Origin of the sequence: Flavobacterium sp. UGB4466, from assembly GCF_903469665.1 — a bacterium.
GTDB lineage: Bacteria > Bacteroidota > Bacteroidia > Flavobacteriales > Flavobacteriaceae > Flavobacterium > Flavobacterium lipolyticum.
Window position 1 is genome coordinate 34648 of record NZ_CAGKLC010000017.1, and the last position, 20628, is coordinate 55275.

The window sequence follows — 20628 nt, forward strand, 5'->3', positions numbered from 1 at the left end:
TAAAAGTCAAATTAAAGAGAATACCGCACTTTATAAGGCAGTTTTGTAATCGAATGTCTTATAAAGTGCTTGCCTACAAATAAAAAAACTAAAAAAAGCGAAATTTTAATTAACCAAAACCATTACCAAAATGAAAAAACTACTCATTAGGAAGTTCTATTTTCTTCCTTTATTGTTATGCTTGTGGTTGCCAAACATCAATTTTGCGCAAGCAAATCAAGCACAAAAGACCATTTCCGGAAAAGTTACTGATGATAAGAACAATACGCTGCCGGGTGTGAGTATTTCTATTAAAGACTCTAAATACAATGCAGCAACAGATATTGACGGAAATTATACTTTGGTGTATTCATCAAGTCTTGTGAATCCGGTTATCGTTTTCTCTTATATGGGATTTATAGAGAAAAGTGAGGCTGTAAACAATCGTGGTGAACTTAATATTACCATGCAGGAAGAAACCAATAAACTGAATGAAGTAGTCGTTATTGGTTATGGTTCTCAGAAGAAAAGCAACGTTACGGGAGCTATTTCTACTGTTAAAAAAGAAAGTTTAGAAACCAGAGCGACAACAAGCCCTTCTGAGGCACTTCAGGGCTTAGTTGCGGGAGTAAACGTGCAGAAAAGCGGAGGTGTAGCAGGTGCTTCGGTAAGCGTAAAAATCCGTGGGGTAAATACCTTTGGAGCTACAGAACCACTTTATATTATTGACGGATTCCAGGGAGATATTAATACGATAAATCCAACCAATATCGAATCGATGGAGGTATTGAAAGATGGTGCTGCGGCTGCAATTTACGGATCTGTTGCTGCAAATGGTGTGATTATCGTAACCACTAAAAATGGACAAAAAGAAGGCGTAAAAATAGATTTCAGCTCTTTTTTAAGTATCACCAATCCGTCGAAAACATTAGATTTATTGGATGCTGACGGGTATCGTACGGTTCATAAAAGAATGTACGATGAGTACAATAAGTATGCGACTTCACCAAAAGCACTTCCGGCTTATATCACGGCTCCATCTGATGTTAATACAGACTGGCAGGATGAAGTTTTCCGTTCCGGATTTACACAAAACTACGGTTTAGGAGTTCAAGGAAGACAAGGTGATTTTAAATTTGCTTTATACGGAAACTTTGTAAAGCAAAAAGGAATTATTATCGACAATCAATTTGGTTCTCAAACAGGAAGTGCAAGGGTAAGTTTCAAAAAATCTATTTTTGATATTGATGGAAAAATGGCTTATATCGGAACCCAAAATGCATTGCCTAACTTTCAGTTGAAAGAAGTTTATACAATGTCTCCGTTAGTTCCGGTTTATGATGATAATGAGCAATACGGTTATGGATTGACTAATAAGAATGGTTTGCCGGCCGGAACGAACCCGGTTGCCGAAGAGCATTTTAGAAAAAGTAATAATGTAGGGCAGGATATTACAGCTAATATTGCTGCAACGGCTAATATTGCACCTTGGTTCAAATATAAATTGGCCTATTCTTATCGTGTGAAAAACAACCAGCAAACCGCTCATTTTCCTCCATTTATTGCTAATCCAAAAGAGGTACATCTTTATCCCTTGCAATCGGAGTTGAGAACAACCTGGAGTGAGCAGATATTAGATAACATTATTACTATCGATAAAACTTTCGGAAAACATGTTTTTGGTTTAATGCTGGGTAATACTTTTAACAGTCAGGCATCCAACTGGAATCAGGTAAGTGTTGAAGGAAAAACAACTGATTATACTGTAGAAAATGGACAGTTGGTTTCTATCGACCGTCCGTCAGGATTTCTTGATCCTGGTTTTGAAACTATCGGAGCCGGAAGAGGAGGGACTTACACTGCAGACGGTTCAAAGTTTCAATACAATCGTGTTTCTTTCTTCGGAAGGTTAAACTATTCGTATAATGATCGTTATTTATTGCAAATGACCGTTAGAAGAGACGGTTCTTCTAAGTTTGGTGCAGACAGCCGTTGGGGAACTTTCCCGTCTATCGCCTTAGGATGGAAAATCGAGCAGGAAGATTTTTTCCCGAAAGATATTTTTATCTCTACTTTAAAACTACGTGCGAGCTGGGGACAATTGGGTAACGAAGCTGCTTTAGGATACTATTCTGCTAATACTTTAATTAACACAGGAAATTCTTTAGGTTCAGGTTATGTACAGGGAGTTGGAAGTAATCCCTGGCCGGGAAGTATTGCGCTAGCATTAGAAAATAGAAATTTACAGTGGGAAACTACAGATTCTAAAAACATTGGTATTGATTATACTCTTTTGAAAGGAAAAATCAGCGGTTCGATGAACTACTATCACAATGTGACGGACAATTTATTAATTACAAAAAAACTGGCTCCATCCGCCGGAGTTGATGATCCAATCTTGAACGTAGGGAAGATTAGCAACAGCGGTTTTGAATTTGAAGTAAATTACCGTGATCAGGTTGATGAATTTAAATACAATGCAGGTTTAAATTTTACAACTCTTAAAAATAAAGTAGTAGCCTTAGCAAATGAGGGACAAACTATTTATGGAGAAGGATTAAAATTCAATGCCGAACATTTTCCAACTCAGGCACGTGTAGGAAGTCCAATCAGTGGATTCTATTTGTACAAAACAGATGGCATTTTTCAATCAGTTGAGGAGGTAAATGCTCATAATAAAAACGGTGTTTTATTACAGCCAAATGCAAAGCCGGGTGATATTCGTTTTAAAGATATAAACGGAGACGGAGTTATTGACGACAACGATAAAGCTTATTCAGGAACAGGATTGCCAAAAGTAGAAGTGAACCTTACTTTGGGAGCCAGCTACAAAGGATTTGATTTTTCAGCATTGATTGGAAGTGGCTGGGGGAATAAATTGTACAACGGAAACCGTTATTTTTACGAGTCTATGAGTTCAGGAACTAACATGTTAGCTTCAACATTAAATTCATGGACACCGGATAACCGTAGTGATATTCCAAGAGCAGTATTACAGGACCCTAACGGAAACAGTCGTGAGTCAGATCGTTTTCTGGAAAGTGGAAATTTTATAAGAATGCGTCAATTGCAGTTTGGATATACGATACCAAGCAAAATGTTAGGCAAAGCAAAAATAGACAAGCTTAGAATTTATATCAGTGCAGAGAATTTATTTACGATCACCAATTATTCAGGTATTGATCCTGAGTTTTCACGTAGTTCTGTACTTAATACTGGTATTGATCGTTTTGTGTATCCATTTACAAGATCGTTTGTATCGGGTATTCAGTATATATTTTAATTCTATTTTATAAAAGACATCATCATGAAAAAGATATTTTTATTATTTTCCACTATAGGTTTGCTGACTATAACAAGCTGTAGTGATTATCTGGAGCAGCAATCTCCGGACCAATTGACCTCAGAGAATTTCTGGAGAAATAAAGCCGATGCCGAATCTGCTTTGGCGGCAACTTACGGACAGCTTGAATGTGCTACTAACGAATGGTCTTTTGCCGAAGTAAAATGGCCGGTAGAAGCCTATCGTGAAGACATCAACGAATTGGGAAGCGATGCTTTGAACTACCAAAACTGGGTGGAACTTTCAACTTTTACTTATACGAACGGGAATAGTCAGTTCACCAGTTATTGGAAAATTAATTACAGAGGAATCAGTAATGCCAATCAGGTGATTGATAAATTACCAAAGGTTCCGGCTTCTGCCATAACAGATGCTGACCGTAAACAAATTGAGGCAGAAGCTCGTTTCTTACGTGCTTATTACCACATGAAATTGCTTTTGAACTGGGATAAAATTTATGTTAGAGATAAATACGTAACCAAAGAAAGCGATTTAAATGTTCCGTTATCGACAAGATCGGAGGCCTGGGATTTTGTTACAAAAGAATTTAAAGCAGTAGCAGACATACTCCCCGCAAAACAAACTTTGGATAAAACAGGACGCGCAACAAGCGGAGCAGCCAACAGCTACCTTGGATTTGCATATTTAACCAGAGCTTATGAGGAAACAGCTCAAAAGCAAGCTTTTTTAAACGAAGCGCTTACTGCATTGAATAAAGTTCAGGGGTATGAGCTGGTTAAAGATTATGTTTCTATGTTTGACGGTACCGTAAAAAACAGTAAAGAGTCTATTTTTGAATTGCAATTTTCTGAAACTACCGCAAATGGTGCTTTCTACCGTAATGCTCTTCACTATTGGATGGCAGCAGGAGAATTGGGCGGATGGGACGAAATTTTGCCAAGCCCTATGTTGGTAAACGAATTCAAAAAAGAAGGAAAAATTGCGACGACAGGAAATTATGATACGCGTTTGTACAGTACTATTTTCTTTAAAGATCCTTATTTTAATGATGTCAATAATCCTTTGGTATTAGGCACTACTTATGATGAAAAGTTTGAAGGGAAAGACAAACCGGTATATCGCAGATACATTCCAAATACTCAGGACAAAATGAATCAGGAGTTTACGGCAATCAACATTCCTTTGATGCGATATGCGAATGTACTGTTGATGCAGGCTGAGGCACTGAATGAGTTAGGACGTACCGGAGAAGCTATTCCGTATATCAATAAAGTTCGTGAAAGAGCTGATATGCCAGCGATGACCGGAACAACTGCAACCGCTGTTAAAGCTCAGATTGAACACGAAAGAATCATAGAGTTCCCGTTAGAAAACTACCGTTTTTATGATTTACGTCGTTGGGGAAAAACGAAAGCAGCACTTGATGCAGTAGGACGCAGCGGTTTTGATGCAGCAAAAAACAATTTTTACCCAATTCCATTAACGGAATTACAGACAAATTAATTCTTTAGCAGAAAGAGTTGAATTCCTAAAAAATGTTTTCAATAAAGATTTTAATCCTGCAAGATCTTTTTCAGATCTTGTAGGTTTAATTTTTATAGCTACAAGCCTCACATATTAAAAGGATTAGATTAAAAGATTAAAGAAAATCTGCAAAATCTGCGAGAAAACATTCAGCACAAAGCAACTAAGCAAGTGTTGAAATAAAGCCACAGATTAAAGGATTAAAAGATTAAAGAAAATCTGCAAAATCTGCGAGAAAACATTCAGCACAAAGCAACTAAGCATTTGCCGAAATAAAGCCACAGATTAAAGGATTAGAGAGATTAAAGAAAATCTGCTTAATCTCCAAAATCTGCGAGAGTATATTAAACATAAAGATTAAAAAGGTACTGAAATAAAGCCACAGATTAAAGGATTAAAAAAATCCACAAAATCTACCGCAAAGTACTTAAGTTAATGAAAGATTTACTACATTATCTAACTAAAAAACACACCACAAAAACAAAATAACATGAACAAAAAGGAAATACTTTTTATTCTTGCATCCTTTTTTATAGTACAATCCGGTTGGACACAAAAAAGCTATCCAAACTTAGAATCGGCTAAAAACAGTCTGAACTATAAAGGAAACCCAACAAATGCAACAGATCGAAAATCACTGGCGTTTTCAGATAAAGGGGCCTGGTTTGGGTTTGGATTTTTAGAACCATCCGTAGTGCAGGCCGGATTTTCAGGACCTTTTTTAATGACAGAACAAAATGGTGTCTGGTTAAGTCCTTCGTTTGTTTCTTTAGAGCTTACGGATGAAAACAAAAAAGATGCCATTCAATGGAAAAATACGCTGGTGAACCAATGCAGCTATAACAGCCATTTGGAACAGGAGTTTAAAAACGAAAAGTTAACGGTAAAACAGCAGTTGGTTTATTTATCCGGTCATTCGGCTTTACAAAAAACAAGCATTACGAACACATCAGGAAAAACAATAACCCTTTTTCCGTCCTATCATTCAACACTTTTTTTAAATGATTTGAAGCTTTCAAAAGAAGATAAAACTTTAAAAATTGTTTCTTCTAAAAGCACAGCAACGGGGTACATTCAGTTTTTGAATAGCACTCCTGAAATTGAAATTACGAATCAGGGCTATAAAACTCAGACAGAGAAACTGGTTCTAAAACCAAATGAAACTAAAGAAATAGTGGTTTCTCAAACCTTCATTTTTTCTCAGTATTCCTGGAAAACGGAAAATGAAAGCATTGCTAAAACGGCATTCAATACCCTGCTAAACAACACACAAAAAGAAAAAGAAAAGCAACTGGTGCAATTAATTGCCAGAAAGAAAAATATTTACAAAGAGGCCGTTTACTCTAATTTGATTGCTAAACTGCTATTGACTTTACAAAACAATACCCGAATTGCTGCCGAGGGTTTGAAACATGGCGGACTTTTCCCAAGCTATAATTACGAATGGTTTCATGGTTTCTGGGCGTGGGACAGTTGGAAACAAGCTGTTGCAGTTGCCAATTATAATTCAGAACTGGCAAAAGATCAGATGCGTGCTTTGTTTGATTATCAGGAGCCAAACGGGTTTATTCCGGATTGTATTTACAGAAATAATCTTCTCGAAGAAAACAATTACCGAAACACTAAAGCGCCGCTTGCAGCCTGGGCCATCTGGAAGATTTATGAAAAATCAAAAGACGTTACTTTCATAAAAGAGTTTTATCCAAAGTTGAAATTATATCACAATTGGTGGTACAAAGACCGCGATCACGATCAGGATGGTTTGTGTGAATTTGGTTCTACAGATGGAACTGTGATTGCTGCCAAATGGGAAAGCGGAATGGACAATGCGGTTCGTTTTGACGACAGTAAGATTTTGAAAAACGGTGAGAAAGCCTTTTCGTTAGATCAGGAAAGTGTAGATTTAAATTCCTTTTTATATGCCGAGAAAAATTATTTGCAGAAGATGGCAGAAGTTTTAAAACTAACTGAAGAATCGAAAAAATGGAAGGAAGAAAGTACTGCTTTGAAAGTTAAAATTCAAAATCAGTTTTGGGACGCTGCTACAGGTTGGTTTTACGACACGACTATCGATGGTAAAACCTTGATAAAAGCAATGGGCTGTGAAGGATATTTGCCTGTTTGGGCAGAGGTCGCTACCGCTGAGCAAGCTCAGTTAGCCAAACAAAACATGTTTGATACGGCCAGTCTGAACACATTTGTTCCTTTACCGACACTGGCAGCCAATCATCCAAAGTTCAAACCGGACAATGGGTATTGGAGAGGACCGGTCTGGCTTGATCAAAGTTATTTTGGTATAAACGGACTGGAAAAGTATGGCTATGTGAAAGAAGCAAACGAACTGGCTCATAAATTAATTTACAATGCCGAAGGAGTTTTGGACAAAGGAACTTCTATCAGAGAAAATTATCAACCTATTACAGGAAAAGGATTGGAAGCGTACAACTTTAGCTGGTCGGCTTCTCATTATTTAATGCTGCTTTTAGAAGATAAGTAGTAAAAATAATTTGTAGTAAACACATAGGGACATAGATTATATACGCTCAAGAAAGACGTTTCACTTCGCATTAATACTCAAAGCTATGTGTGAAGAAATGTGTTTCTTATTGTATTCTCTTTTTTTAAGAATAAAATCTATGTCCCTATCTGTTTAATTAAACTTTTATAAAATTGCGACAGCGAGTTGAGAATAACTATCTAAATTTGACTAAAACAACAACAGTACAAAGTATGTTCAACCAGAAAATAGCATTCACAAAAATAGTAGCAACAGGCCTGCTAATTGCAAATTGCCATTCGGCACCTGTTTTTGCTCAAACAAAAAAAACTACAGCGACAGAAAAGAAAGATCCACAGCGTTTTTTCTCAAAGCCTGATTTAATGCAGATCGGTGTTTATTATTATCCGGAGCAATGGCCAAGGGAGCAATGGGAACGCGATTTAAAAAACATCAAAAAACTGGGATTTGAGTTTACACATTTTGCCGAATTTGCCTGGACGTATATGGAACCGGAAGAAGGCAAGTATGACTTTAAATGGCTCGATGACGCTTTGGCAATCGCCGAAAAAGAAGGTTTAAAAGTGATTTTTTGCACGCCAACACCAACTCCGCCGGCATGGATGGGGGAAAAGTACCCTGAAATTTATCTCGTAGATGCGAGCGGACGTCGCAGAGAGCATGGAAACAGAGCCAATCAATCAGTTTCAAATGAAAAGTACAGAGCATTTGTCGAAAAGATAGTGACTGAACTTGGAAAAAGATACGGAAAGAATAAAAATATTATGGGCTGGCAAGTGGATAACGAGCCGGGAGCTCCGGATGATTTTAGCCCATCTGCGCAAAAAGGATTTCAAAAATGGTTAAAGGCAAAATACGGTACAATCGAAAAATTGAATGCCGAGTGGCTGGGCAGTTTTTGGAGTATTCGCTATAACAACTTCGAACAGATTGCCATTCCAAATGCTGAGATTTATTTTGAAGACAAATTGAGTCCGCATGCTATATTAGATTTCAAAAGATTCACGGCAGATTCACAAGCCGAATATTTGAATTTACAAGCAGAAACACTTCGAAAATATGTTGATCCAAAACAATGGATTACGACCAATTATACGAATGTAGTTTATGGTGCAGACCCAAGAAGAACCGATAAGATGGATTTTGCCACTTACACTATGTATCCGGTGAGCGGGAGAAATCAATTAGGTGGTCAGAATTTTAGAATGGGACATCCGAATAAAATATCGGAAGCCAATGATTATTACAGATCGATCAATGGGGTGACTGGGGTTATGGAAATGCAGCCGGGACAAGTGAACTGGGCGAGTATTAATCCACAATTACTTCCGGGAACTGTTCATATGTGGATCTCACAAGCTTTTGGAGGAGGCTGTTCTTTCACCTGCACCTATCGATACAGACACCCACTAGGGAGCAGTGAAATGTACCATGACGGAATTGTAGGTACCGATGGTGTAACCTTGACTACAGGAGGAAAAGAGTTTGTACAGTCGATCGAAGATATGAAACTGCTTCGAAAAGAGTACAATCCGAAAGCGGTACTTCCGGCTGATCTTGCCAAAAGAAAAACAGGATTTTTATGGAGTCATGAGAATCTGTGGGATTTGGAGAACCAAAAACAAACAGAGTTCTGGAGTACGTGGAGACATCGAAATACTTATACTTCAGCAGTAAAATCGACTGGTGCACCAATGGATTTTATTACAGAAGAAGATGATTTTTCGGCCTATCCGTTTATTGTAGCACCGGCTTATCAGCTGATCGATCAGAAATTGGTTGACAAATGGACGAAATATGTAGAAAATGGTGGTAACCTGATTTTGTCATGCCGTACCGGTCAGAAAGATAAAAACGGGCATTTCTTTGAGGCCAAATGGAGTGCGCCAATCGTTCCGTTAATTGGTGCTGATGTTGACTTTTTTGACATGCTTGTGGCGGATGTAAATGGAACGATAAGTTCCGGAAACAATACTTATAAATGGAATACCTGGGCAGATGTTTTAAGTCCGAAACCGGGAACAGAAGTTTTAGCAACGTATGCCGATCAGTTTTATAAGGGAAAAGCGGCAGCAATTACCAGAAAACTAGGAAAAGGAACGGTTACTTTTATAGGAGCAGAAAGTAAAGACGGCGACTTGGAAAGACAAGTAGTGAGATCGGTTTACGAACGTTCTAAAGTTACTATCGAAGATTTGCCAAAAGGTGTATATTTAGAATGGAGAGACGGGTTTTATACAGGAGTAAATTATACCAATGAGCCTATACAGTTAGCAATTCCTGAGGGAAGCAAAATTTTGGTAGGACAAAATCCTTTACAACCGGCTCAGGCGATTATTTGGAAATAAAATTTAGACACGAATTTCACGAATGAGCACGAATTTTTTAAGTGGCATGCGTACAATAGTTCGTGAATTACTTCGTCCGTTCGCTATCGCTCGGGTCGTGGCGAAAAAGGTTTGTCAGATTGGGTAAACAAACAAAAAATAATTCGCGTTAATTTGTGAATTTCGCGGCAAAAAAATAAGAAACAATTTTAATATAGTATCAATGATTTTTTCAGAAGCAACTATTCAGGATTTAGTAAAAGAACATTACGGATTAAACGTTACCGTAAAAGCATTAAATGGATATGATGAACTGAACTTTCTTTTATCGAATGAGAAGAATGAAAAGTACATTCTAAAAGTATCAAACGAAAGTCACCCTTTTCCTTTTTTAGAAGCGCAGATCAATATCATTCAGCATCTAAAAAAGAGCCCTGTTTCAAATTGTTTTCAGCATTTCAGTATCAATAAACATGGAGAAGAACTGACTAAAATTGTTAGTAATTCTCAAACCTACTATATCAGAATACTGAACTTTTTGGAAGGTGTTTTTTGGGTGGATGAAAAAGCTAAAACAAAAGAATTACAATATGATCTGGGAAGCTTTTTAGGAAAGATGGATCATGCTCTGCAAGATTTCTCACATCCTGCCATGCACCGCAATTATACTTGGGACATCAGTCGTGCGAGTGAAGCAGCGGACAATTTAAAATACATTCTAAATCACGAAAAAAGACGTATTTCCGGCTATTTCCTGTTGCAGTTTGATACCGAAGTCTTGCCTCAATTGCATCGCTTGCGTCATGCTTATGTGCATAACGATGCCAATGATTATAATGTACTGGTACAGGACAATCGTGTCAGCGGTTTAATCGATTTTGGTGATATGGTGTATACTGCTTTAATCAACAACTTAGCGATAGCCTGTACGTATGCCATGCTGGATGAAGAAGATCCGGTGGCCGTTGCAGCATTAATCGTTGAAGGATACCATAAATCGTATGCTTTAACCGAGCAGGAATTGGATGTATTGTATTATCTGATTGCCGGAAGACTTTGTATCAGTGTAACACAATCGGCTTACAATGCTTCATTAGACAGCAACAACGAACATCATTTTATAACCGAAAAACCGGCGTGGAATTTATTGTTTAAACTGATTCAGATTAATCCAATCAAAGCACAGGATGCTTTTAGAAAAGCCTGTGGTTTTGAAGGAGTAATTACTGCGGATGATTACAGTGATTTATTGGAAGTTCGAAAAAAGAAAATAGGACGTAATTTAAGCATTGGTTATCAGGACAAATTGAAAATTGTGAAGGGTGCTTTGCAATATTTGTATGATGATAAAGGACGAACCTTTGTAGATTGTGTCAATAATCCTTCGCATGTGGGACATTGTCATCCGGTCGTGGTTCGAAAAATGCAGAAACAGATTGCCACTTTAAATACGAATACCCGCTATTTAAATGATGCGATTACGGCCTATGCCGAGAAACTGACAGCAACATTACCTTCAAAACTGAGCGTTTGTTACTTTGTGAACTCGGGTAGTGAGGCCAATGATCTGGCGATTCGAATGAGCCGTCATTTTACCAAACAAAAAGATATTATTGTATTGGATCATGCTTATCACGGAACTTCTACCGTTGCGATGGAAATGAGTCCGTATAAATTTGACAGTAAAGGTGGATTTGGCCAAATGCCTTGGATACACAAGGCGATTAATCCTGATTTGTATCGCGGCCCTTATAAATATGGTGATACCAATGCGGGAGAAAAATATGCTGCCGATGTACAAAGAATTATAGAGGACTTGAAAGAAGAGGATAAAGCTCCTGCGGTATTCATCTGTGAAACTTTATTGGGAGTAGGAGGTCAGATTCCGCTACCGGAAAATTATTTAAAAACAGCGTATGATTATGTCAGAGCCGCCGGTGGGGTTTGTATTGCCGACGAAGTTCAGGTTGGATTTGGACGAATCGGAGACCACTTTTGGGGCTTCGAATTACAAAATGTAGTTCCGGATATCGTGGTATTAGGAAAACCAATTGGTAACGGACACCCTCTTGCTGCGGTGATTGTAACAGAAGAAATTGCGGATGCCTTTAATAACGGAATGGAGTATTTTAACACCTTTGGCGGTAATCCCGTATCGATGACTACAGGATTGGCTGTATTGGATGTGATTCAGGAGGAAGAAATGCAGCAGCATGCTCTGGAAACGGGTAATCATTTAATGGATGGTCTTAGAAAGTTAATGGCAAAATATCCAATTATTAGTGATGTTCGCGGACATGGTCTGTTTATTGGTGCCGAAATGGTAAAAGACAGATCAACCATGGAACCTGCTGTTTCTGAAATAGATTTTGTAGTAGAAAAAATGAAAGCCCATGGCTATTTATTGAGCACAGACGGTCCTTTGCACAATGTTTTGAAAATAAAACCTCCTATGACATTCAGCAAACAAAACGCTGATGAAATGGTGCGATTATTAGATATTGCTTTGAGCGAATTGTAGGTACCTAATAACACACAATATTGTCATTTCGAGGAACGAGAAATCTTCACGTCAATATTCTGCAAAGATTGAAATACTTTGTCGACTTTCTTGCGAAGATTTCTCGTTCCTCGAAATGACAAACTGCAATTAATAAAAGAATAAAAATGAATAACAATAATGTCTTTTCCGATAGTTCTGTTCCTTTAGAACAGTTGGAAAAACAATTAGAAGGTAAATTATTCTACGATCATACCATGCGCTTGCTTTATGCCACTGATGCGAGTGCCTATAAAGAAATGCCGCTCGCAGTTGCCGTTCCAAAAACAAAAGAAGATATTCAGAAGATTATTGCTTTTGCGAGAGAGCATAAAAGCAGTGTAATTCCGCGCGCTGCCGGAACATCATTGGCGGGACAGGTTGTGGGGAACGGAATCATAGTAGATATTTCACAGGAGTTTACCAAAATTATATCGGTCGATGAAATCGCTAAAACGGCATGGGTTGAGCCCGGAGTTATACGTGATGAACTGAACCTCCATTTGAAACCTTATAAGTTGTTTTTCGGGCCTGAAACTTCGACCAGCAATCGCTGTATGATTGGCGGAATGGTGGGCAACAATGCCTGCGGTGCGAGATCGGTTATTTATGGGTCGACCCGCGAACACGTGCTTGAAATCAAAGGCTTTTTGGCCGATGGCCACGAAGTCACATTTGGCTCGTTAACCAACGCTGAATTTGAAGATAAGTGCAACGGAATTAACGTCGTAAGTCCATTGGAACAAGCCATTTATGCTCAGGTCAAAGAAATACTATCGTCAGCATCAAACCAAATTTTGTTTGAAGATCATTTTCCTAAAAAATCAATTCCCAGAAGAAATACCGGTTATGCTTTAGATTTACTGGCCGATACAATGCCTTTTAAAGATTCAGAAGAGCAATTCAACTTCTGTAAATTAATAGCAGGATCAGAAGGAACTTTGTTCTTTTCGACTGCTATAAAATTAAATTTGGTCGACGCGTTAAAACCTTATTCTGCATTGGTGTGCATTCATTTTGAAAGTATTAATGAATCACTTAAAGCCAATATTGAGGCTTTAAAATTTCAACCGGACAGTGTGGAGTTAATCGATCACTATATTCTGGAATGTACAAAAGAAAATATTGAACAAAGTAAGAATCGTTTTTTTGTAAAAGGCGATCCTCAGGCGATTTTAGCCGTTGAATTTTTAAGAGATTCTCCTGAAGAAATTGACACCATTGCCAAAGAAATGGAAGCTTTGCTGCGTTCTAAAAATTTAGGGTATCATTTCCCAATTGTTTATGGTGAAGATACCAATAAAGTCTGGGCTTTGCGCAAAGCTGGATTGGGCTTGCTGTCTAATATTCCCGGTGATGCCAAAGCGGTTGCCGTAATTGAAGATACAGCGGTAGATGTAAACGATTTACCCGATTTTATCGAAGATTTTAATGCTATTCTAAAAAAACGAAATCTAAACTGTGTACACTATGCGCATGCAGCAACAGGAGAATTGCATCTTCGTCCTATTATTGATTTAAAAACCGAAGAAGGGACGGTGCTTTTTAGAACTATTGCAACAGACATTGCGCATTTGGTTAAAAAATACAAAGGCTCTTTAAGCGGTGAACATGGAGATGGAAGGTTAAGAGGTGAGTTTATTCCATTAATGTTAGGCGAGGAAATCTATCAATTGTTTGTTCAGATTAAGGAAGTTTGGGACCCGTGGGGTATTTTCAATCCCGGCAAAATTGTGAACACACCACCGATGGATACAAACTTAAGGTACACTGCCGGACAGGATACCCCGATGCCAGAAACTTATTTTGATTTTTCGGAACACAATGGAATTTTGCGTGCTGCCGAGATGTGTAACGGATCCGGAGATTGCCGAAAAACCGAAAAAAGTGGGGGTACCATGTGTCCGAGTTATATGGCCACACGTGATGAGAAACATACCACACGCGCCAGAGCAAACATGCTGAGAGAGACGATAACCAACTCAACAAAAGCTAATAAATTTGACGATGACAATCTTGTTGCCGTATTGGATTTGTGTTTGAGCTGTAAAGGCTGTAAATCAGAATGTCCTTCGAATGTGGATATGGCCAAATTAAAAGCTGAAACTTTACAACACTATCATGATAAAAATGGAGTGAAATTTCGTTCCAGACTTATCGGAAATACTCCTAAAATAAACAGCTGGTTTGCTGCGATTCCTTGGATCTATAATTTATCTACAAAAGGGGCTTTTGGGAATGTGGTTAAGAAAACAACAGGTTTTGCTACAGCACGAAAATTACCCTTGATGCATAAAATTACTTTTGCCAAGTGGATGAAGACGTATCGTCAAAAGGGTAATTTTAGCAATGGTAAAGTATACCTGTACAATGATGAATTTTTAAATTATTATGATGTCGAAATAGGGCAGACCGCGGTACAATTACTGAATCGTTTGGGGTATCAGGTCGAAATTCCAAAAATAGGGATTAGCGGCAGGACGTACCTTTCGAAAGGAATGCTAAAAGAAGCACGTGAAATTGCAGAACAAAATATTAAGGATTTTGAGCAGGCGATTCCACAGGATGGTATTCTGATTGGAATTGAACCCTCGGCGATCTTAACTTTTCGGGACGAATATCCCGATTTATGCCGAGGAGAATTAAAAGTGAAAGCAAAAAAAACTGCTGCAAAAGCTTTTCTGATCGAGGAATTTTTGGCAAAATCGCTGGAAGAAGGCAGAATTTCTTCAAGTAATTTTACCGATAGGCAGGAACGTATACGCATGCACGGACATTGTTTTCAAAAAGCCTTATCGTCATTGGTGCCCCTTAAAAAAATACTGGCTTTACCTGAAAATTATACCGTTTTGAACATTCCGAGTGGTTGCTGTGGTATGGCTGGGTCTTTTGGCTATGAAAAAGAACATTATGAGTTGTCGATGCAAATTGGCGAGTTGGTTTTGTTTCCAACCATTCGTTCTGAAGAAGAAGCCACTTTAATCTCTGCTTCCGGAACCAGCTGCAGACATCAGATTGCTGATGGTACGGGTAGAAAAGCACAACATCCGGTTGAGATCTTGTACAAAGCGTTAAAATAGGTCGTAGCGGCTTGATTTTTAGTTTTTAAATAATTCGAAAACGTAGAAACATAGGTTTTGTAACTGGAATTAAGGTATTTAACTTTCAAAAAAACAAAAAGTATAGTAGAATAGTTTGTAACGAATGATTTTTTTCATCTCCGCTAATCAGGACTGTGGCAACTTGTTAATCAATTGTTTATAGTTTGTTGATAAATAATAGCTTATGTTTGTTTTTTTAACAAGCATTCAAAAGAATAATATTTAAATTTGAGTAGAGGTTAAAGGTTTGTCATTTTAAAACATCTATTATGGAAAAAGCTATAAAACTAAAAGTTCGCAAGGAATTAGATGGTCGCCAACAGTTGAACATTATAAAACTTAAAGGAAGTTTAATTTCTAAAGGGTATACAGAAATCATACATATTCTGGATCAGGATGATGAATTTCATATTAACTCTTTTGAAACACGATCTGAAAGTACTAACGAAGTTCAGGAGTTTATTACAGCTTTTATACACAGAGAAAACTTAACCGATACAATCTCGTTTTACAAATAATACTTTTGCAGTAAACGATAAATAATGCATAAAAAACAAGAACCCCGTTTCTATACCGAAACGGGATTCTTTGTTTTAAAATAGTTTGTCCAAAGTCAAAGTTTCAAGTTTCAAGTTGAAACCTAAAATCTAAAACCTGAAACTTGAAACCTGAAACAGAATGTTTATCACATCCCACCTCCTAAAGCTTTGTAAAGTAAGATCTGTGCATTTGCATTTTTCAACTGAATATCTACAAAATCAAGTTCGGCCTGCAATTTGTTTTTTTGCGCATTGATGATTTCAAGGTAATTGGCGTAACCACTCAGATACAAATCATTGGAAACATTTACAGCAATTTCAAGATGTTCAATCTCTTTAGATTTATATTTCAGCACATTTTCAAAAGCTTCAGTTCGGTGCAGTAAAGCACTTAGTTCATTATAAGCGGTTGTAATGGTGTTTTGATATTGAAGAAAAGAAATTTCCTGTCTTCGGTTGGCAGTAAAAAATTCCTGTTTGATTTGTCCTTTATTGAAAATCGGAGCAGTGATTCCGCCTAATAGTTGCCAGGCAAACGAACCGCTGTCAAAAAAAGTACTCAAAGAAAAAGAGTTCATTCCTACGTATCCACCTAAATTTAGAGTGGGAAAGAAGGCTGCACGAGCCGCTTTAGCATCTGCATTTGTAGCCCTCAATTCAAAGTAAGCTTCTGATACATCGGGTCTTTTGTGTATGATAGAGTCTACACTTATTTTTTGATTTAAGACTTTAAGATAACCCGATGAAAAATCAGTGTTTCTTTCGATTTTTCCGCCGTATTCTCCAAGCAGCGTAAGTAGTGCCTTTTCTGCCTGATTGATTTTAAGATTTAATTGTTCTGCCTCAGCCAGTATATTGTTGTTTTGCGCATTGAATTGCTGTACGGCAAGTTCTGTTGCTTTTCCAACAGATCGCTGTGCCGAAACGGTATGCAGTGCCTGCTGTTGTGTGTCAAGGTTTCGCTTGTAGATTAGTGCTTGTTTGTCTAAGGCTACTAATTCGTAGTACAGCTCTGCAATATCGCCTAACAATTTAGTCTTCAGCAATCGCATTCCTTGTTGAGAGGCAAAATATCGGTCACGTGCCGCTTTCTTCCTATTGCTTAGTTTTCCCCATATATCAGCTTCCCAGGATACTTTTCCTCCCAGGAAAAAGTTAGGAGTAGTAGCCGTTGCAATTCGTTGTTTGTCGGATATGTTTTGAGACAAATTAGTATCAAAGTTTCCAACACCCTCCATAGTATATTTACCATAACGGGTTCCTGAAGCATCGGCCTGAAAATCCAATGAAGGCAATAAAGCCAGTTTAGCTGCTTTCAGATGCGAGTTGGCTATTAAGATACGCTGTTCCATGATTAAATAATCCGGATTCTGAGCCATCGCTTTGTCTAATAATTGTTCTAATTTTTGATCCTTAAAATAAGTGGCTGTTTGCAGCGGAACAAAAGTTGTTCCGCTGTCAGTAGCTTTTTTTGAAGTAACATCGAAATTTTTAGGCAGTGCTTTAGCAGCCAGATTATCATTAACTTTTGGAGCAGAACAAGCTGTGAATAACAGAATTCCGGTTACCAATAAGAGTGAAAACGACTTAAACTTATAGTTTTGATCAGTAACTGCTTTATATTGATTTAGTGATTTTTTCATTATTGTATTTATTTTTTCAGTGCTTTTTCAAATTTGGCAAACAGTATATAAAGACCCGGTATGATAACAAGTCCAAACACCGTTCCGATGAACATTCCTCCCGCGGCGGCTGTACCAATCGAACGGTTACCAACGGCTCCCGCACCCGAGGCGATACATAAAGGAATCAGCCCTGAAATAAAAGCAAAAGAAGTCATTAAAATAGGTCGGAAACGCAGTCGGGCTCCTTCGATGGCAGCCTCCGTGATGTCCCGTCCAATTTTGTTCTGCGCCATCGCAAATTCTACAATCAGAATGGCATTTTTGGCGAGCAACCCGATCAGCATGACGAGTGCTACCTGAGCATAAATATTATTGTCGAGTCCCACCATTAACAGCGCGAGATACGATCCGAACACTCCCACAGGTAAACTTAAAAGTACCGGAAACGGAAGTAGTAAACTTTCGTACTGGGCAGCAAGAAGTAAGTAGACAAACAGTATACATAAAGCAAAAATGTAAATCGTCTGATTCCCCGACAGGATTTCTTCACGTGTCATACCCGACCATTCCAGTTCAAACCTGCTCGGAAGTTTTTCGGCAGCGATTTTCTCCACAGCGGCAATTGCCTCACCGGAGCTGTATCCGTCAGCAGGTTCTCCGTTGATCATAGCCGACATGTACATGTTGTATCGGGTTAAAACTTCGGGACCATACACACGTTCTAATTTGATGAAAGTAGAGAACGGAACCATTTCGCCGGCATCATTCTTAAGATACATATCCAGAATACTTTCAGGATTCTTCCTAAACTGAGGACTGGCCTGAACCATTACTTTATACATTTGTGAGAAACGAATAAAATTAGTCGCATAAAAAGAACCCAGCATCGTTTGCAGAGTCGACATCGCATTGTCTACCGAAACTCCTTTTTTGGCAGCCTGATCGTAATCAATATGAATCAAATATTGGGGGAAAGTAGCATCAAAACTGGTAAAAGAGTTTTGTATTTCAGGTGAAGCATTGAGTTCCTTGATGAAATTTTTGGTTACGGCATCGGTATTAGTAATCGTTCCACCCGATTTGTCGAGTAAGCGAAGTTCAAACCCACTTGTATTTCCAAAACCGGGTACCGTTGGCGGTGCAAAAATCTCAATCTGAGCATCAGAAATGTTCTTTGTTTTCTCTCCCAGTTTGGTGATGAATTCGTTTACCGAGATATCACGATCGTTCCAGTCTTTTAAATTGATCATTCCCATTCCGTAAGAAGCTCCTGCAATTTCGGTTACAATACTGTATCCGGCAAGAGTGGTCACGTTGTCGACACCCTTAATTTCTTTGGCTAATCGGGTAACCTCATCCAGTACTTTTTCAGTACGTTCTACCGTGGCGCCCTGAGGTGTAGTCACACTTACATAAACCATTCCTTGATCTTCAGAAGGAATAAATCCACCTGGAACAAATTTACTGGTTCCCCAGGTAAGCAGACAGAATAAAACCAATAATCCGGCTGTAACGGTAGTACGGTCTGCAAATTTGGCCAGTATTCTGATATAACCTGCCGTTACATTATCAAACCATTTATTAAAAGCGTCGAAGAAACGATTCAGTAAAGAAGTCTTCTTCTCGTCCGGATTATGCGGTTTAAGCAATATAGCACAGAGCGCAGGAGTTAAAGTAAGTGCATTGATACCTGAGATCACAATACTAATCGCCATGGTTAAAGAAAACTGTCTGTAGAAAACTCCAACCGGACCGCTAAGAAAGGCAACAGGAATAAACACAGCACTCATTACTATCGTTATGGCAATAACTGCTCCCGTAATTTCTTTCATGGCACTTATGGTTGCCGGAAGTGGAGCCATATGTTCTTCGGAAATTTTAACGTGGACGGCTTCGACGACTACAATGGCGTTGTCGACCACAATTCCGATCGATAGTACTAAAGCAAACAAGGTTAGCAGGTTGATCGAAAAGCCCATCATCGACATGAAAGCAAATGATCCAATAAGCGCTACAGGTACGGCTAAAACCGGTATTAAAGTAGAACGCCAGTCCTGAAGGAATATAAAAACCACAAAGGCTACCAAGATAAAGGCTTCGACAAGTGTTTTTAAAACCTCATCGATCGATGCGTCCAGAAAGCGCGATACATCGTAAGCAATATTGTAATCCATTCCGGGAGGGAAGGAAGTCTTTTGAAGTTCGGCCATTTTTTCTTTTACGCTGGCAATTACTTCAGAAGCATTTGAACCCGGACGCTGTTTTAGCATGATAGAAGCAGACGGTTTACCATCGGTTTTGGAAACCATTCCGTAACTCATCGATCCAAATTCGATCTTAGAGATGTCTTTTAATTTTAGGATGGTTCCATCTGAATTGGCACGAATCGGAATTTCTTCATACTGTTTGGGTTCGTAAAATTTCCCTCCGTATTTGATCACATATTGAAGCTGATTGTCCAATTGTCCGGAGCCTTCACCTACTTTTCCGGGTGCAGCAGAGATGTTTTGTTTTTGAAGAGAAGCAATGACCTCATTTGCCGATATAGCATAAGAGAGCATTTTTTGAGGATCAAGCCATACCCGCATCGAGTATTCTTTTTGTCCCATAATTTCAGCACGTCCGACACCATCTATACGTTTCAGTTCCTGTAGAATGTTGATATCGGTGAAGTTAAAGATAAATTGCTCGTCCTGAGTTTTATCCGTACTCGTAATATTCAGGTACATCAGCATACTGTTCACTTCTTTCTCGGTCGTTACTCCGGCACGAATTACCTCTTCCGGCAACTCATCGAGTATAGTAGTCACACGGTTTTGGACGTTTACGGCTGCCAAATCGGGATCGGTTCCCACTTCAAAAAAGACTTGTATCAGCGTCAGACCGTCGTTTGACGTAACCGTTGACATATAAGTCATACCCGGAACACCATTAATAGCGCGCTCCAAGGGTAGTGCGACGGCATTGGCCGAAACTTCGGCATTGGCTCCTGTATATTTAGCCGTTACCGTTACAGATGGCGGAACAATATCAGGAAATTGTGTAATAGGCAACTGAAACAAGGCCAGTATACCAAGGAGTACTATCATAACCGAAATGATTAACGATAGTATTTTTCGTTTGATAAATAACTCTATCATTTTATATTTTTTTGATACTAATTAATAAGGAA

General features: G+C 38.5%; 9 protein-coding genes. 7 read left to right on the forward strand and 2 right to left on the reverse strand.

Annotated elements, in window-relative coordinates:
- Window positions 1–130 precede the first annotated feature (130 nt).
- From JO950_RS06935 to JO950_RS06965, 7 genes are all read left to right on the forward strand, one after another.
- Complete coding sequence (locus JO950_RS06935) at window positions 131–3262, forward strand: TonB-dependent receptor (protein ID WP_237732301.1); 3132 nt, start codon at window positions 131–133, stop codon at window positions 3260–3262.
- A gap of 24 nt (window positions 3263–3286) precedes the next feature.
- Window positions 3287–4786 (forward strand): RagB/SusD family nutrient uptake outer membrane protein, encoded by a 1500-nt coding sequence (locus tag JO950_RS06940; RefSeq protein WP_202701990.1) that lies wholly within the window; start codon window positions 3287–3289, stop codon window positions 4784–4786.
- A gap of 511 nt (window positions 4787–5297) precedes the next feature.
- Window positions 5298–7304 (forward strand): trehalase family glycosidase, encoded by a 2007-nt coding sequence (locus JO950_RS06945; protein ID WP_202701991.1) that lies wholly within the window; start codon window positions 5298–5300, stop codon window positions 7302–7304.
- Between the two features lie 206 nt (window positions 7305–7510).
- Window positions 7511–9673 carry a beta-galactosidase gene (locus tag JO950_RS06950; RefSeq protein WP_237732302.1) on the forward strand — a complete coding sequence of 721 codons (2163 nt, stop codon included), beginning with the start codon at window positions 7511–7513 and terminating at the stop codon, window positions 9671–9673.
- 202 nt (window positions 9674–9875) lie between these two features.
- The gene (locus JO950_RS06955) at window positions 9876–12173 is read left to right on the forward strand and encodes an aminotransferase class III-fold pyridoxal phosphate-dependent enzyme (RefSeq protein WP_202701993.1); all 2298 of its coding nucleotides are present in this window, start codon (window positions 9876–9878) and stop codon (window positions 12171–12173) included.
- Between the two features lie 146 nt (window positions 12174–12319).
- On the forward strand, window positions 12320–15271 hold the full coding sequence (locus JO950_RS06960) for an FAD-binding and (Fe-S)-binding domain-containing protein (protein WP_202701994.1): 2952 nt from the start codon (window positions 12320–12322) through the stop codon (window positions 15269–15271).
- Between the two features lie 290 nt (window positions 15272–15561).
- Window positions 15562–15810: a hypothetical protein gene (locus JO950_RS06965; protein ID WP_017497164.1), complete on the forward strand. Its 249-nt coding sequence runs from the start codon at window positions 15562–15564 to the stop codon at window positions 15808–15810.
- 167 nt (window positions 15811–15977) lie between these two features.
- Here JO950_RS06965 and JO950_RS06970 read toward each other — a convergent pair whose 3' ends face one another.
- Entirely contained in the window at window positions 15978–17474 is a 1497-nt protein-coding gene (locus JO950_RS06970; RefSeq protein WP_202701995.1) for a TolC family protein, read from the reverse strand.
- An 8-nt stretch (window positions 17475–17482) separates the two neighbouring features.
- Window positions 17483–20596, reverse strand: coding sequence for an efflux RND transporter permease subunit (locus JO950_RS06975; RefSeq protein ID WP_202701996.1), 3114 nt, complete (start codon window positions 20594–20596; stop codon window positions 17483–17485).
- Between the last annotated feature and the right edge of the window lie 32 nt (window positions 20597–20628).